The sequence below is a fragment of the Providencia heimbachae ATCC 35613 genome, assembly GCF_001655055.1.
GTDB lineage: Bacteria > Pseudomonadota > Gammaproteobacteria > Enterobacterales > Enterobacteriaceae > Providencia > Providencia heimbachae.
Genome location: NZ_LXEW01000037.1, coordinates 154,472 through 170,104, shown reverse-complemented (window position 1 = coordinate 170,104; position 15,633 = coordinate 154,472). Strand labels below are relative to the sequence as shown.

Below are 15,633 nucleotides of genomic sequence, written 5' to 3'. Positions count from 1 at the left end.
ACCAATTTAAATGCATTTAGTTGTTTTTAAATGATATTAATCTCACGCACCATTGGGAAATCATTCACACAGTAATGTGATAAAAATTGTGATGTGTATTTACCCAACATAGTGGGCTATTTATACGGTTATCATTTCGTTGCGCTATGCTTAGTTATGACTAAATCATCATTTCTCATTGACGCCCTGCTCAAATTGACCAAAATAGCCGCCTACTATTTTTAAATAATGCTCCATACTAATAATTGAGAGCATCTATTGACATATTGTTTAGGAGTCAACATGGGTCTATTCGAACAAGTAATGGGTATGGTCGCAGGTGACAAAATGCAGCAATTTCAATCCGTTATTGATTGGGTTGAAAATCAAGGCGGCTTAACTGGTGTCATCGAAAAATTTAATCAACAAGGTTTCGGTGGAATTGTTTCGTCATGGATTGGTGAAGGGGAAAACTTACCTATTGATGCTAGCCAGTTAACGCAAGTGTTTGGCAACGTCAATATCCAAGAATTAGCTCAAAGTGTGGGCCTTGATGCGCAATCAACAACAGATTTGATCGCTAAATATCTGCCACAATTAGTTGATGGTGCAACACCTGAAGGTGAAGTGCCTGAGAATGTTGATCTGGCTTCTATTGGTATGAACCTGTTGAAAGCAAAACTGTTTGGTTAAGTTTTGAAGCTGTATCAAGGTTAGCGATAAAACTAAGGCAGGAAATTCCTGCCTTAGTTTATGATGTCACTCGTTTTAATCTGACTGTTCGTTACGGAGTTTTTTCGCCGCTTCCACCATGTTAGCCAATGCTTGACGTGTTTCCGGCCAACCACGGGTTTTTAAGCCACAGTCTGGGTTAACCCATAAACGCTCAACAGGCACGCGCTTCGCCGCTTTTCTCAGCAGGGCAACAATCCATTCAACACTCGGTACGTTTGGTGAGTGAATGTCATACACACCGGGACCAATTTCATTTGGATAATCGAAATCTTCAAATGCATCCAATAAATCCATATCCGAACGCGACGTTTCGATAGTAATAACATCTGCATCCAATGCCGCGATAGAATCCATGATGTCATTGAACTCGCAATAACACATATGGGTGTGGATCTGGGTATCATCTTCGGCAATTGCGGCGCTTAATTTAAACGCATCAACTGCCCACTTCAGATATTCTGCCCACTCATCTTGGCGCAGAGGTAAGCCTTCACGCAATGCCGGTTCATCAATTTGGATGATCCCAATACCGGCTTTTTGTAAGTCATCCACTTCATCACGCAGCGCTAATGCGATTTGTTTCGCAATAGTCTCACGGCTGACATCTTCACGCGGGAATGACCAGCACAATATTGTGACAGGACCCGTTAACATTCCTTTGACCGGTTTTTCCGTTAAGGATTGTGCATATTTAGCCCACTCAACGGTGATGGCTTCAGGGCGGCTAATATCGCCGATAATGACAGGTGGTTTTACACAGCGTGAACCGTAGCTTTGAACCCAACCATTTTGTGTAAACACATAGCCATCAAAATGCTCACCAAAATACTCAACCATGTCATTACGTTCTGCTTCACCATGAACCAAAACATCAATATCCAGCAGTTCTTGTTCCTTGATAGCCTGCTTAATGTGCTCACTAATATTCGTGCGGTAATACGTTTTATCAACATTCCCTTTTTTGAAATCAAGACGGAGTGTTCTAATTTCACTGGTTTGAGGGAACGAGCCAATGGTCGTCGTTGGCCATAATGGCAAATTAAAACGGGCGCGCTGACGCTGGGCACGGCTTTCATAAGGGCTATTACGCTCGACATCACCTTCACGAATTGCAGCTAAGCGCTTAGCAACTGAGGTATTATTGACTCGAGCTGAAGTTTTACGAGCACGGATTGGGGCGCTATATTGCTCAAGTTCGGCGATATTGCGGTCATTGGGTTGGTTTAACGCTTTAGTCAGTAATGCAAGTTCCTCACATTTTTGCAGCGCAAAAGCAAACCAGCTTTTTACTTCTGCATCTAAGCGTGTTTCATCATTTAAATCGATTGGACTATGCAGTAATGAGCAAGAAGAACCAACCCAAAGCGGGCGTTTACCTAATAATGGTTTGATACGAGTAAATTTTTCACCTAAATCACCTTTCCACACATTACGACCATTAATGACTCCCAGTGACAGTACCCAATCTGTTGGCAGTACTTGATGAATTTTTTCGATATCATCAGCTCCTGCGACGACATCAACATGTAAACCTTGAACCGGTAATTGCTTAATTAAATCAAGATGATGACTGATACCATCGAAATAAGTTGTCAGTAATAATTTGGTCTTTCCTGACAAGGTTTTATAAGCTTGTTGATAAGCTTGCTGCCATTCAACAGGTAAATCTAATACCAGTGCAGGTTCATCAATTTGTACCCACTCCCCCCCTTTTTCCGCTAGGCGTGAAAGAATTTCCTGATAAACCGGCAGTAATTCATTCAGTAATGATAAGCGGTCGAATGACTCACCTTTTACTTTTCCTAACCAGAGATAAGTCAATGGACCGATCACCACAGGTTTAACCTTGTGACCTAAGGCAAGTGCTTCATCAACTTCATCAAACAATTGTGTCCATGACAGTGAGAATTTTTGGCCTTTTTGAAACTCAGGCACAATATAATGGTAATTGGTATTAAACCATTTCGTCATTTCACCGGCAGCCGCAGGTGTTCCCGTTGGCGCTCGACCTCGAGCCACTCGGAATAAAGTATCTAAATCAATAGACCCATCTTCATTTTGATGGCGTGGAGGCACGTTTCCCAGTAGTAGACTTGTGGTTAAGACTTGGTCGTACCAAGCAAAATCACCCACCGGCAGTAACTCTACACCTGCATTTTTTTGCTGCTGCCAATGGCGAACACGCAGCTCATATCCGGCCTCAAGAAGTGCAGCTTGGCTAATCTTGCCTGCCCAATAATCTTCTTGTGCGCGTTTTAACTCTCTTTTCAGACCGACACGTGGAAAACCAAGCGTATGATTTATAACAGACATATTGACCCCTTAAAATATTTAGCCGTCTAGATGTTTACACATCCATAATCAACAGGTACTGTATAAAGCACAAGCGCAAATTATTCATCGCCAACGTGAAGGTTTCTCATGATTGAATTAAAACATTTAAAAACATTGCAAGCGCTCAGCCTACACGGCTCATTAGCGGCAACTGCAACATACTTACATCAGACCCAATCGGCGCTTTCGCACCAATTTAGCGATCTTGAGCACCGTTTAGGTTTTAGGCTTTTTGTTCGTAAAAGCCAGCCATTGCGTTTCACACCGCAGGGGGAAGTTTTATTACAGTTGGCACAACAAGTGCTGCCACTGGTAAAAGATGCTATCCGCGTTTGTAATGAACCTGGGGTCTGCGCTTTACGCATTGCCATTGAATGCCACAGTTGTATTCAATGGTTAACCCCAGCATTACAACAATTCAGGCAAGCTTGGCCACAAGTCAGCGTGGATTTCAAATCAGGCGTAACCTTTGAGCCACAACCGGAGTTGCTTTCCAGAGAACTCGATATCGTCATGACATCCGATATCCTGCCTGATCAAGGCTTACACTACACACCCATGTTTGATTATGAAGTCAAATTGATTGTCTCAAATGACCACCCTTTGGCGAGAAAACCGATCATTGAACCTCAGGATTTAGCGGATGAAACCTTGCTTATCTACCCTGTTGAGCGTAATCGCTTTGATGTATGGCGCCATTTTCTGCAACCTGCCGGTGTTTCGCCAAATGTGAAAACAGTCGATAACACCTTGATTTTAATTCAAATGGTTGCAGCTAAAATGGGAATAGCCGCATTGCCGCACTGGGCAGTAGATTCCTTTGAAAAACAAGGACTCATTAAGACAAAAACCTTGGGAAGTGGGTTATGGAGCCGACTGTACGCTGCATGCCGTGAAGGGGAACAGCGCCAGCCAGCTATCGAGGCATTTACTGAGGCCGCGACCGGTCATGCGGTAGAGAATCTTTCTTATGTGAAACAGGTGAAAGGATCCAGCGCCTATGCACCCAAAGAGACGCAATTATCAGGCTCGATCCCATGGTAAAACTGAGCCAATCAGGATGTTGTTGCCAAATCGCAAAATTAACCAATAAACCCGCTGGAACCATCATGTTATTCATGATTGCAAGGGTTCCAGCATCAACTTTGGTTGCACCATAATTCCACATAAAATAGCCAATGCCAGATGCGGCAACACCAAGCCATAGCAAAACGCCCCACTGTACTTCAGTCGTTGGCATCATGGATTTATTGCCAAACAACAGCCAACCAATAAGTGCGACTAAGGTTGCGCCAATATAAAACCACGAAAATGCCTGATGCTGAGGGATTGGATGCACTTCCATCAAGCGCTTATACCCTACCTGACCGATAGCAAAGAAAATATTTGCTAACTGCACAAATAATAATCCTAGCCAAAAGGATTCACTCAGATGGTCATAACGAATAATTGCTGCGCCAATAACCGCAAGTAGCGAGCTAAATAAATAACCTTTACGCAAGCGCTGCCGCTCGAGTAAATCATAAATTAGCGTGACATACAGTGGCGTTAGTACGGTAAAGAGTAAAAACTCAGCGACAGTAAGGTATTGGTAGGCATGGAAAACAAATAAATACATAATGCCAAGCTGACATGCTCCAACCAGCATATACAGCATGATCACTTTCGCGCTAAAGTTGCGCCAACGCAGAAAGGGTAGAAAAACAAAAGCGGCCAGAGATACCCGAATTAAAACTGAAAACCAGCTATCAACCTGCCCTGCTAAATATTCCCCAATTAGACTAAAAGACGCTGCCCAAAGCAGCGTCGTAATCACTAATAACCACATGATTTAACTGGTCTCAATCACAAAAAATATTGATTAGAATACCCGTTTTTTCGCCTTAATGCTCTTTTTCAATTAGCACGGCTTCTAATAAATCGAGATCCATAAGCAGAGTCTGCAAAGTTTCATTGCTGATTTTACGTGTTGCCCGTAAGTGATAGAGCTCACCCCGTTCAGCACGTAGAGCCGTCAAACGGAAGCGACGCTCAAGATCTTCAATCTGCAAACTATGCTCAATTTCATCTTGCCCAGCAGTTCTACGCCTGAGATGCCCCGTTACCCTTGAAGCAACCTCACTAATATCCTCAGAGTCGAGCTTTTCATCCACATCTGCAGATAAACGTTCTTCCATTTTATTCAGGCTGACAATCGCCACTTCTGCCATCGCCGCTTTCGCCATACGGATCTCATTGATATCCGCCTCTTTATCGCCCACTTTAAAATTACGCAGCAACAAGGGTAAAGCGATAACCCCTGCAAAAATGGAGAGCAAAATAACCCCTGCCGCAATGAAAACGAGCTGATAACGGGCAGGGAATGGAGAACCATCCGTCAAGAAGAGCGGGACGGAGAGCACACCCGCTAAGGTAATTGCACCTCGAACCCCCGCAAATGAAGCTAGCCAAAGCTCACGTACCGTATAGTTTGCAAATTGTAATGGCTTTTTCTTCAAGAACAAACGGCTGAACCTTTTCATCAGCCACAGCCAACAAAAACGCAACAGTAGCAAGGCAAAATAGATAATGGCAACCGCAGTAAATAACATCCACGTCTCAACGCTAGGATCGAGCTCTGCTTGGATAACAGACGTTTCCCAAATACCGGGAAGTTGCAACCCTAACATAATGAAAACTAAGCCGTTAAAGACAAACTCAAGCATCGACCATACACTATCGGCACGCAACCTCATCGCCAGTGGTGCATTGCGGATCACGCCCGATTTTGTAATCGTCATACCCGCGGCAACCGCGGCTAAAATACCTGAGAATCCAATATGTTCTGCGATCATATAAGAGGCAAAAGGCAGCAATAACATGAAAACGATTTGTGTTGCAGGGTCGTCGCCACTCCAGCGGCTCATTAAGCGTAGGGATTTACTATAAAGCCATGTCACCACGATACCGGCAAGTAACCCACCAATCGCGACTTTGAAGAACTCAATCGTGACACCCGGAACGCTAAAGGCCATGGTTCCCATCGCAATTGCGACAGCAAATTTTAATGCCACCAGACCGGAAGCATCATTCATTAATGCCTCGCCCTCAAGAACGCTCATCATCCTTTTCGGAATACGCCCTTTGCCGACAATCGAGGAGAGCGCTACCGCATCGGTTGGGGAAAGCACTGCCGCAAGTGCAAACGCAGCAATTAACGGGATACCCGGCATTAACCAATAAATTAAGTAGCCAATACCAACAACCGTCACTAACACTAAAACCAGCACCAAAATGAATATTTCGCGTCCATTTTGGAAAAATTCACGTGTCGGTGTTTTCCAGCCATCAACAAATAACAAAGGCGGGATCAGTAACACCATAAAGAGTTCAGGATCAAACGTAACATGCAGCCCGAATTGAGGCCAAGCAAGCAAAGCACCGATAGCAATTTGAATTAAAGGCAGAGGAATACGGATAGGGATGACTTTGGTCACCACACCAGAGACAGAGACTGCTAAAATCAAAATAAGAATAGTAAAGAAAATTTCCATGTTGCCCTTACTGGTAGACGATATGCATACCCTAAAATAATTCAAAACGCACGTTGTTAAACACCATCAACAACCAGACATTTTAATCTTTTATGGGTAAAATCCAAATTTTGCCTGCCGCCGCATAGTAAGAGATAGCACCGTCCAGACCCTAACTTCAGTCAAGCCAGCAACTCATAGGAAATAGGCGTTTCCACTTAAATCGCCAACTTATCTCTATTCTATCCTTACCAACTATCTGATGGGAAAATAATTTTAATTTTGAGATTAATCGCAATAATACGTTAAAGGGCGGTAATGACCCCCGCCCTATCAATATTTACATCGTTAGATTGCAAGGTCAGCAGCATAAAACGCCACTAAAAGTGCTGCAATTATCACAGTTCCAATATTCAGCTTACGCCATTCACCTGCACAAATACGGCCAATCACCAAAGAAGCAAAGCCCAGCATGATACCGGTGACAATGTTGCAGGTCAGTACGATAAATACCGCACACAACAATCCAGACATCGAATCAACAAAGTCATCGAAATCAAGTTTTGAGACATTACTTAGCATCAACAAGCCAACATACATCAATGCTGGAGCCGTTGCATAAGCAGGAACTAGATAAGAAAGCGGTGATAAAAATAGGATAAATAAGAATAAAACACCGACCACAACGGCCGTTAAACCCGTACGACCACCAGCCGCGGTTCCAGCAGCAGATTCAATATAAACCGCCGCAGGTGATGCGCCGATTGCGCCAGCGAAAATGCTACTGACGGAGTCAGCGGTTAACGCCTTCCCACCATCAATAATTTGGCCATCTTTATCCAGTAAATTTGCCTGTCCAGCAACGGCACGAATAGTTCCTGTTGCATCGAATACCGCAGTCATGACTAACGCAAGTAGACTTGGCAAAACAACCGGCTGTAACGCTCCCATGATATCCATATTAAACATCAGAGAAAGGCCATCTTCACCAAAAGAAGGCAGCTTAAAGAAGCCTTGATATTTTACCGTAGGGTCAAAAATTAAACCGATAATTGAAATGGCGATAATAACCAATAAAACCCCACCCGGTACACGGCGCTTTTCTAAACCAAAAATGACCGCCAAACCGGCTAATGACATCAATACAGGGAAAGAGGTAAATTCACCAAGTGCAACGGGTAACCCAACATTTGGGTTTTTAACCACAAGCCCGACACCATTAGCCGCAATTAACAATAAAAATAAGCCGATACCAATACCCGTACCATGAGCAATTCCCATCGGCATATTACGCAAGATCCAACTACGGATCCCGGTTATGGAAATAATCGTAAACAAGCACCCCATTAAGAACACAGCACCTAAAGCAACGGGTATGCTGATTTGTTGCCCAAGGACTAAGCTAAATGCAGTAAACGCGGTTAATGAAATCGCACAACCAATGGCCATGGGTAAATTTGCCCATAACCCCATTAATAAAGAACCAAATGCGGCCACTAAACAGGTTGCGATAAACACAGCCGTTGGAGGGAAACCGGCTTGCCCCAACATTCCTGGCACAACGATGACAGAGTAAACCATCGCTAAGAACGTTGTTAACCCTGCAATGATTTCGCGACGAACGGATGAGCCACGTGCTGTTATCTTAAAATATGAATCCAATTTACAATTGGATGAAGCCTGCTGGCTTGCCATGGTATACCTCTGCTGTAGATGTCTAAGAACAACCGATTCAGTTATCTAACTGTAATTAACATATGCCTAAGCCATTTTCTCTACGTAAACGATTACGTTTTTAAAAAAGAAAATTAAATTGAGAAAAAATTCCCAATAAAAACAATAGCGCAATCGTTTGGCTTTAATGATAGAGAACGGCACATTATGAGGCGGATAATTATCGTTCGAACATGGGGGGTTAAGCAAGTGTTTTTGAGTATATAACTTCCACTACGAATAAATTTTGTTGTTATAAGGTCATTGAATAACACGATTCCTGTATACCTATACAATATCTAGGCACACAGGAAATGTTTATGCGTTATGGATAACTTGTGCACTATATTTTTCACGGGTAAACCATAAAAAGACACCAGCACTTAAAATCAATAATACAGGTAAACCTAAAGGGGAAATCGTGGTCGCGGCACCAGCCAGCAACGGTCCAGAAAGATTACCAATTCCCCAAAGCATTGCAGCTGCTGCATTGGCAATAATTAGCTCATTACCTTTGAAGTATTGCCCAATTTGTACTAATGCAATGGTATAAATAGCCCCTGCTGTAGCGCCTAAAACAAACAACAATACCCAAATTAAATAGGTATGCGTGATCACAAAAGGTAACAACATACTTGCCCCCAATGTAACAACACCACATATTCTATACAGTTTTTCCCTATTCATGTGATCAGCCAACCAACCAAACGGCATTTGCATAATCGCATCACCCGCTAATATTGCACTGATCATTAAAGCGGCAACAGCCTCTGTATGCCCCATTCCCATACCATAAATAGGAAATATAGAAAGAATGGTGCCATCAAAGAAGGCAAAAAAAAGTATTCCACCACAAATACCCGGAGCAACCTTCACAAATTGAATAATGGAAAAATTAGATTTACTGGCAGTCGCTGAAATACGATCGCCTATTTTTTGATCCATCATTAAAAATAATGCGACCGAAATAAGATGAATTAAAGTACAAATCAATAAAGGTGATTTATCTTCAACACCATAATAAGCAATAAACGAAGGTCCTAATAGCTGGCTGACCGTAAATACGGTTGTATATACCGCTAAAATTCGCCCGCGCTTATTTTCAGAAGAAAGTTCATTAATCCACGTTTCACCTAAACAAATCAATACACCACTCGCAAGACCAGTGATTAGACGTAGCGGGAACAATAGCCACAGGGGTAAGGAACTCAGCAAGGGTAACAGGCTGAGCGCCGAAACGATTGTTGCAACCAACATAGCCTTTCGCTTACCACTCCACTGCACAATACGTTGCACAACCGGTGCGATCAAAAACATACCTAAAGCTGGCGCAGCTGAAATGATACCAATATATAATTCGCTAATACCGTAACTATGTAACCTAAGCGCTACCATCGGAATACTTAGGCCAATAACGATACCAATAACAGCAATACTGGTCGTAATCGTAAAAATAGCAAAGGGAGGCGAACGTCGAAAATGTTGAAAACGCTGATTGCTAGGACTCATCTTGATATTAATCTACTTTCTTAAATAAGAAAAATAGATTTAAGCTCCATAAAAAGGATGTTTATTAAAAATAAAGTTTTTAAAATAGGCAATAAACAGGGTATTGCATCTTTTGATTATAGCATTGAACGATATTACTCACACATCATACTAAATTATTTTGTGTATTTACCTATCTCAACAGATTAATTCATTTAGTTTTTAATTTTGAATTCTTAATTTTCAAAAATAGATACAATATAATATTTCTATATTGGTGAGTTTCTGACATTTCATTTTCAAGATGGTAGAATTCACAGAATATACTCAAAATAATTCACGTTAGCTCAAGGTAACAAGAAAATAAGTCTATACCCTTATTCATTCAAACTGCAGGTTCGTTGGCCGCACTCAGCCAGCCGGGTCACATACTGATGTATGCTCCCCGTCTATCTTCCCTTGCCGCCTTCCTGCATCTTGAATGACGTTGGGTATATAACCTCTGCAAATGCGCTATTTCACACAGAGCAATTTGAAGCATGGCGAGTATAAATCAAAAATCAAAGGAAGATGACAGTGGATAAAAAAATTAATCTAAAAATTGGTCAGAAAATTCGTTTACTGAGGCAAGCTCGAAACCTTTCACTCAATGAACTATCACGGATATCCGGGATCTCAAAAGCGGCATTATCGAAATTAGAATCGGGTGGATCCAACCCAAGAATTGATACCTTAGAATCGATTGCGATTGCATTGCGCTTCCCATTAAGTGATTTGTTCACTCGTCAACATGAAGCCTATCCTTATTTTGTTCAATCAGCACCTTTAGAGAATGACTATTCACAGCAATTTAAATTTCGTATCAATATGGGAAATATTTCTGAAATTTGGCAGCTGAGTATGAAAAGAGGCGCTGTCATTAATAGCCCTGCACACATGAGCGGAACCCATGAACACATTATGATCAATTCAGGCTCTCTCATGTTACGCCTAAATGATGCTCAAACTATTATGTTAGAAGCAGGCGATTTTTATGCATTTAGCGCTGATTTCCCACACGCTTATTTGTGTATGGAAGGTGATATGCAAGCCACTGTCGTGATGACTTACTCCCACCTCAGTGACGGTGTTTAAATATCGATATGCTTAGCATCATAACTAACGCGCAAAATATTTTTCTTATATTTCATTGATTTTATAGAAAAATCATGGATTTCGCCTAATGAGTTCACATGCGTTCCTCCGCAAGGCATTTCCTCCGTTTGGTCAATATAGCTAATACGCATTTCGCCATTTTGCATAATATTCACCTCTCGCCCACTATTAAGGCTTTGGTTAACGACCGACTCTATTTGCTGGCTATCGAGCTGCTCGTAAGGTGTTGCATCATCAGAGAACATGGTAAATTCAACGCGGGATTCATCAGGAAAATGATGCCCCTTTTGTGCCATCCAACCAAAGCGGCGTAACTCCCAATTAAGTAAATGTCCTGCGGTATGTAGAGCCGCATGATAACGGCGCTTTTCGCCATCAATACGAGCATTCACTTTTTCATCACGATCCAAACTCAACGCGTTCGTAAGGTAAGCCACAATTAAACCATTCGCGTGTTTTTTAATTCGAACAGCTTGATCATTTATCCAGCCTGTATCAGCGGGTTGACCACCACCTTGAGGATGAAAAATGTTATCGGTCAGCGCAACCCAATTCCCTTCATCATCTTGCCCTTGATCTATTAAAGTTGTTTCAACATCATATTGATAGGTATCAGTAAGATAGATATTGTTTTGCATAAAATAATCTGCCTGTATTATCTGTTTTTAACTCGATGAAATAAATTTTTAAACATGTTAGTTTATTTGTTATATCATTTTTGTTCGCTTTAAGAAACAAAACAAATCAATAACGAACAAATGTAATTAAATATAGATAAAATAAAACCAGCCCACGAATATTGCAGACTGATTAAAATATAAAATTTTCAGCTAAGATTTACTGCAAATAACTTTGCATTGTCTCAAATATCCGTAAATCATCGCTGAAGCGAACTTCTCTCACGTCTTCAAGTTTTTCAACTTGATTAACCATCTGAGATAAACGCTCATCTTTTTGTACTAATAACCAAATACGGCTTTCATCTTTATCTTTTATTGGCATACAAAGAATGCCGTCAACGTTAAATGCTCGGCGAGCAAATAAGCCACAAATATGAGACATTACGCCCGGATGATTACGAACAATTAGCTCTAATGCGATTGGGTGATGTTCAAAAACCATAATTACGCTCCGATCATATCAATATTAGCGGCACCAGGTGGAACCATTGGATATACCTTCTGATTCACATCGATCAAGGCATGAATTAAGCAAGGTCCTTTTGTATTCATCACAGCTTCAAGCGCCATAGCAGGATCTGCTTCATTATTTAAATCACAGGTCTGCAAACCAAATCCCGCAGCAATTTTAATGAAGTCGGTTTGATAAGGGTAAGCGGCTGCAAATATTCTATTTTCAAAAAATAAATTTTGCTGCTGATGCACCATGCCTAAAGCTTGATTATTCATTAACACAATTTTTATATTTAAATTATGCTCTGCGGCGGTCGCAAGCTCTTGAATATTCATCATCAAACTACCATCCCCCGAAAAACAGACAATTGTTTTATCCGGAGCCGCTAATGCTGCGCCAATTGCTGCGGGTAAACCGAACCCCATCGTGCCTAAGCCCCCCGACGTTAACCACTGGCGAGGGCGCGATAATGGGTAAACTTGGGCTGCCCACATTTGATGCTGACCTACATCGGTGGTAACAATGGCCTCTTCTCCTGCGGCACGAGCCGCCGCTAAGACTAAACCGTAATGGTTTAATGGATTATCGGCATCACTAAGATTCAGTGGATAGTTTTGTTTTAATTCATTAACTTGGGATAACCACTCTTCACGGCTATTTTTCTCAACCAGTGGCAGTAACAGTGCCAAAATTTGTCCTGCATCCGCATTAATTGCAATGTCGGGGCGCTTAATTTTACTGATTTCCGCTTTATCAATATCAACATGAATGATTTTCGCATTTGGGCAAAATTTTTCCGCTTTACCGATGGCGCGATCATCAAACCGCGCACCAATCACGATTAATAAATCAGACTCTTCCATCGCCATATTAGTGCTACGAGCGGCATGCATACCTAACATGCCTAAATAAAGTGGGTGCTGCATAGGCACGGTTCCCAGAGCCATCAACGTCATTGTTGTCGGTAATGATGCCTTTTCAGCAAAAGCGACTGCCGCCGTTGTCGAGTCTGAGCTAATAACGCCCCCACCAAAATAAAGAATAGGACGTTTTGCTTCATTAATCATTTGCGCCGCTTGAATCACTTTTTCCATATCAAAAGTAGGTGCATTGTCTTTCGGTAAAACTGCAGGTAATTCCGTCAATTCTATGGTTGCTGTCTGCACATCTTTTGGAATATCAATCCAAACGGGGCCTGGACGACCTGATTCCGCTATACGGAATGCATCGCAAATAACGTGAGGTAATTCATTGATATCACGAACTAGATAATTATGTTTTGTGACCGGGATTGAAATACCATAAGTATCAACCTCCTGAAATGCATCGGTACCAATCATTGATGAAGGCACTTGCCCTGTAATGCAGACCAGTGGGATAGAGTCTAACTTGGCATCGGCAATGGCAGTCACCAGATTTGTTGCTCCGGGACCACTCGATGAAATACAAACGGCAGCTTTACCCGTTGTTCGAGCAATACCTTGGGCAATAAAGCCCGCACCTTGCTCATGACGAGCCAGAATGTGACGTATTTTTTTGCTCTGGCCTAAAGCATCGTAAAAAGGTAATGCCGCGCCACCCGGTATCCCAGACACTAGCGTAATACCATGCTTTTCTAATAAATAGACAATTAATTCTGCCCCTGTATAACAGCTTTTATGTGGTGATGTTGTTCCCGACTCGCTCATAATTTTATCCTTCACTTGCCTGCGGGTCCGAGTCAAGAGTCATAAAAAAACCCCGCTCGGTTTGCGCCGGCGGGGTTTCAAAATCTGCGTTGATTTGACCCGTTACGGCGCTAAGCCCACGACCACCACCACACGCACGACCACCGCAGCACATGGCGCGGTGAGTAGTAGGTTTGAATGATGAGAAGTCATGTTCACGAGGTCTTCCTGTTTAATTTAGTTCGGTTAAATTATTTGTTTTTGTTTTCTTCACTGCCTTTAAGAAAACATAATTTTTTTATCCTGACAATCATTTTTTTTCTATTTTTATTAATCACTAAGATTAAATGAGATATTCATCACAACCATTTAAATAGCGTAATAATCTTATATTTAATTAAATATCGATATTAATAACTAATAGTGAATAACAAATAAAAAACAGATGACCATCTAACTTATTTCCGCTTGACTTAAAGTCGACTTGAAGTTGTAGACTCCATTTATTAAACCGCATAACAGCAATATATTTTTAAAATTTATTTTTAGTTATTTTATCAAGACTCATACACTATATTTTTGGCGATAACATTTTTTTCATCATATAAATCAATGACTCTAAACTATTTTTCCAATCAAAATTAGGATCTATTAAATAGCGCCCAATAGAACCGTCTGCAATAATCATCAACCAAGATACCGTATTCGTTGCATCCAACTGGCTATCTATCTCACCAGAGGTTACGCCATCAAGGATAATTGAGGTTAGCCGATCCTTTAGCTTTTTATCATTTTCAGCAAAAATACGATTAATTTCAGGGCTGCGGCTAGCTTCTGCAAAAATTTCGATACTAATTCGCACATAAGTAGGATCATTATAGAGCTCTAGCAACCGAGTCATCACTAAAATAACTGACTCGATCGCTGAATCAGTTTCTTTTATTGAATTGAGTATCTGTTCAAAATAGCATTGGTCTTCGATTGCTATTGCTTCAATGATAGAAACTTTGCTTGGATAATAATGAAATAAATTACCTGGGCTCATACCCGCTGCCTTACAAATTTCTGCCGTTGATGTGGCATGAAAGCCTTTCTCAGCAAAGCAATTTATTGCCGCATCAATAATTTGTTTTCTTTTTGCCTTCTGCTTATCGGTCTGCACTAACCCTTCCTATATAACAAAAATAGTGGACATACAAAACTAGACTGATTACTCTATCTAATAATAAATATCGTTCAAAAGAGACTGAAATATGTTGAATAAAAAATCATCACTAGATTTTAACCATTTAAGTATTGAGCCTCTAACTGAGTATTCAATCTTAGCATCGTCAGCACTTTTTTTTCAGTCTTTTGAAAGTAAGTTTGCCAAACTCAACATACCCTCAAAAACTGAACGTCAATTATTAGTCAGCGAGTTATGGAAGTTACAATTTTATTCTCAATCTGAACAACAAGTTGTAGTGATGTACCAAGGAAATGCCATCGCTGCCTTTGGTCTTGCAATAGCCAATAATAAACAATTACCAAAATTCAAATATTGGGAAACCATGTTTAAACTAAGTCGTCAGTTTGGTGTAATTAATACGCTAAAAGCCACATGGATTTGCTCATTATTCAAATATACCCCTAAAGAGAATGAAGCCTATCTTTCCTATATCGGAGTCGACCCTCAATACCAAGGAAAAGGAATTGGTAAATATGTTATCCATTGGATAATTGAGCATGTCAAAAAAAGCAGCCAAGCTAATACCTTGTCTCTGTATGTTGCACAAGAGAACGCTGGCGCTAAAAAGCTCTATGAAAATCTTGGGTTTAACATCGAAAAATATGAAAAATCTAATTTAACTAAATTTAGTATCGGTTTTTATGGCTGGTTTTACATGAGTTATGCAATTTCGTCATAAAATAAAAAC

The 15,633-nt window shown here is 41.1% G+C and carries 14 protein-coding genes; 4 read left to right on the top strand and 10 right to left on the bottom strand.

Features of this window, described 5'->3' with window-relative positions; all coding sequences use genetic code 11:
* The first annotated feature begins 282 nt into the window (after positions 1–282).
* Positions 283–672 carry a YidB family protein gene (locus tag M998_RS13275; RefSeq protein ID WP_068909288.1) on the top strand — a complete coding sequence of 130 codons (390 nt, stop codon included), beginning with the start codon at positions 283–285 and terminating at the stop codon, positions 670–672.
* A gap of 75 nt (positions 673–747) precedes the next feature.
* Here M998_RS13275 and metE read toward each other — a convergent pair whose 3' ends face one another.
* Positions 748–3,027, bottom strand: a complete 2,280-nt coding sequence (gene metE / locus M998_RS13270) for a 5-methyltetrahydropteroyltriglutamate--homocysteine S-methyltransferase (RefSeq protein ID WP_068909287.1) — start codon at positions 3,025–3,027, stop codon at positions 748–750.
* Between the two features lie 108 nt (positions 3,028–3,135).
* Here metE and metR point away from each other — a divergent pair, with 108 nt between their 5' ends.
* Entirely contained in the window at positions 3,136–4,092 is a 957-nt protein-coding gene (gene metR, locus M998_RS13265; protein ID WP_068909285.1) for an HTH-type transcriptional regulator MetR, read from the top strand.
* Here the strand turns inward: metR and M998_RS19320 are convergent.
* The 4 genes from M998_RS19320 to M998_RS13250 form a co-directional block, all read right to left on the bottom strand.
* Positions 3,977–4,876, bottom strand: coding sequence for a carboxylate/amino acid/amine transporter (locus M998_RS19320; RefSeq protein ID WP_074379440.1), 900 nt, complete (start codon positions 4,874–4,876; stop codon positions 3,977–3,979). The genes metR and M998_RS19320 overlap by 116 nt on opposite strands.
* 55 nt (positions 4,877–4,931) lie before the next feature.
* A complete protein-coding gene (locus tag M998_RS13260; protein WP_068437645.1) occupies positions 4,932–6,581 on the bottom strand; it encodes a Na+/H+ antiporter in 1,650 nt (549 codons plus the stop codon).
* Positions 6,582–6,908: 327 nt separating this feature from the next.
* The gene (locus M998_RS13255) at positions 6,909–8,255 is read right to left on the bottom strand and encodes an NCS2 family permease (RefSeq protein WP_068437643.1); all 1,347 of its coding nucleotides are present in this window, start codon (positions 8,253–8,255) and stop codon (positions 6,909–6,911) included.
* Between the two features lie 336 nt (positions 8,256–8,591).
* On the bottom strand, positions 8,592–9,782 hold the full coding sequence (locus M998_RS13250; protein WP_068437638.1) for an MFS transporter: 1,191 nt from the start codon (positions 9,780–9,782) through the stop codon (positions 8,592–8,594).
* Positions 9,783–10,337: 555 nt separating this feature from the next.
* Here M998_RS13250 and M998_RS13245 point away from each other — a divergent pair.
* Positions 10,338–10,895, top strand: a complete 558-nt coding sequence (locus M998_RS13245; protein WP_082787496.1) for a helix-turn-helix domain-containing protein — start codon at positions 10,338–10,340, stop codon at positions 10,893–10,895.
* Here the strand turns inward: M998_RS13245 and M998_RS13240 are convergent.
* The 5 genes from M998_RS13240 to M998_RS13225 all read right to left on the bottom strand — a co-directional run bounded on the left by M998_RS13240 (position 10,892) and on the right by M998_RS13225 (position 14,879).
* Positions 10,892–11,554, bottom strand: a complete 663-nt coding sequence (locus M998_RS13240) for an alanyl-tRNA editing protein (protein ID WP_068437632.1) — start codon at positions 11,552–11,554, stop codon at positions 10,892–10,894. The two genes, M998_RS13245 and M998_RS13240, sit on opposite strands and share 4 nt — an antisense overlap.
* Before the next feature lie 199 nt (positions 11,555–11,753).
* Complete coding sequence (gene ilvN / locus M998_RS13235) at positions 11,754–12,038, bottom strand: acetolactate synthase small subunit (protein ID WP_068437629.1); 285 nt, start codon at positions 12,036–12,038, stop codon at positions 11,754–11,756.
* Between the two features lie 2 nt (positions 12,039–12,040).
* Positions 12,041–13,738: an acetolactate synthase large subunit gene (ilvB, locus tag M998_RS13230; protein WP_068909283.1), complete on the bottom strand. Its 1,698-nt coding sequence runs from the start codon at positions 13,736–13,738 to the stop codon at positions 12,041–12,043.
* Between the two features lie 102 nt (positions 13,739–13,840).
* Positions 13,841–13,930 (bottom strand): ilvB operon leader peptide IvbL, encoded by a 90-nt coding sequence (ivbL, locus tag M998_RS19580; protein WP_111750921.1) that lies wholly within the window; start codon positions 13,928–13,930, stop codon positions 13,841–13,843.
* 358 nt (positions 13,931–14,288) lie between these two features.
* Positions 14,289–14,879, bottom strand: coding sequence for a TetR/AcrR family transcriptional regulator (locus M998_RS13225; protein WP_068909281.1), 591 nt, complete (start codon positions 14,877–14,879; stop codon positions 14,289–14,291).
* A 91-nt stretch (positions 14,880–14,970) separates the two neighbouring features.
* Here M998_RS13225 and M998_RS13220 point away from each other — a divergent pair, with 91 nt between their 5' ends.
* Positions 14,971–15,624, top strand: coding sequence for a GNAT family N-acetyltransferase (locus M998_RS13220; RefSeq protein ID WP_068909279.1), 654 nt, complete (start codon positions 14,971–14,973; stop codon positions 15,622–15,624).
* Positions 15,625–15,633 lie beyond the last annotated feature (9 nt).

What these genes read in the sequence shown, in the direction of transcription:
- M998_RS13240 (WP_068437632.1), bottom strand. Translation starts at nt 11,554, where the DNA reads ATGCAAAACAATATCTATCTTACTGATACCTATCAATATGATGTTGAA.
- M998_RS19320 (WP_074379440.1), bottom strand. Translation starts at nt 4,876, where the DNA reads ATGTGGTTATTAGTGATTACGACGCTGCTTTGGGCAGCGTCTTTTAGT.
- ilvN (WP_068437629.1), bottom strand. Translation starts at nt 12,038, where the DNA reads ATGGTTTTTGAACATCACCCAATCGCATTAGAGCTAATTGTTCGTAAT.
- M998_RS13250 (WP_068437638.1), bottom strand. Translation starts at nt 9,782, where the DNA reads ATGAGTCCTAGCAATCAGCGTTTTCAACATTTTCGACGTTCGCCTCCC.
- M998_RS13260 (WP_068437645.1), bottom strand. Translation starts at nt 6,581, where the DNA reads ATGGAAATTTTCTTTACTATTCTTATTTTGATTTTAGCAGTCTCTGTC.
- M998_RS13275 (WP_068909288.1), top strand. Translation starts at nt 283, where the DNA reads ATGGGTCTATTCGAACAAGTAATGGGTATGGTCGCAGGTGACAAAATG.
- M998_RS13255 (WP_068437643.1), bottom strand. Translation starts at nt 8,255, where the DNA reads ATGGCAAGCCAGCAGGCTTCATCCAATTGTAAATTGGATTCATATTTT.
- ilvB (WP_068909283.1), bottom strand. Translation starts at nt 13,738, where the DNA reads ATGAGCGAGTCGGGAACAACATCACCACATAAAAGCTGTTATACAGGG.
- M998_RS13220 (WP_068909279.1), top strand. Translation starts at nt 14,971, where the DNA reads ATGTTGAATAAAAAATCATCACTAGATTTTAACCATTTAAGTATTGAG.
- metE (WP_068909287.1), bottom strand. Translation starts at nt 3,027, where the DNA reads ATGTCTGTTATAAATCATACGCTTGGTTTTCCACGTGTCGGTCTGAAA.
- ivbL (WP_111750921.1), bottom strand. Translation starts at nt 13,930, where the DNA reads ATGACTTCTCATCATTCAAACCTACTACTCACCGCGCCATGTGCTGCG.
- metR (WP_068909285.1), top strand. Translation starts at nt 3,136, where the DNA reads ATGATTGAATTAAAACATTTAAAAACATTGCAAGCGCTCAGCCTACAC.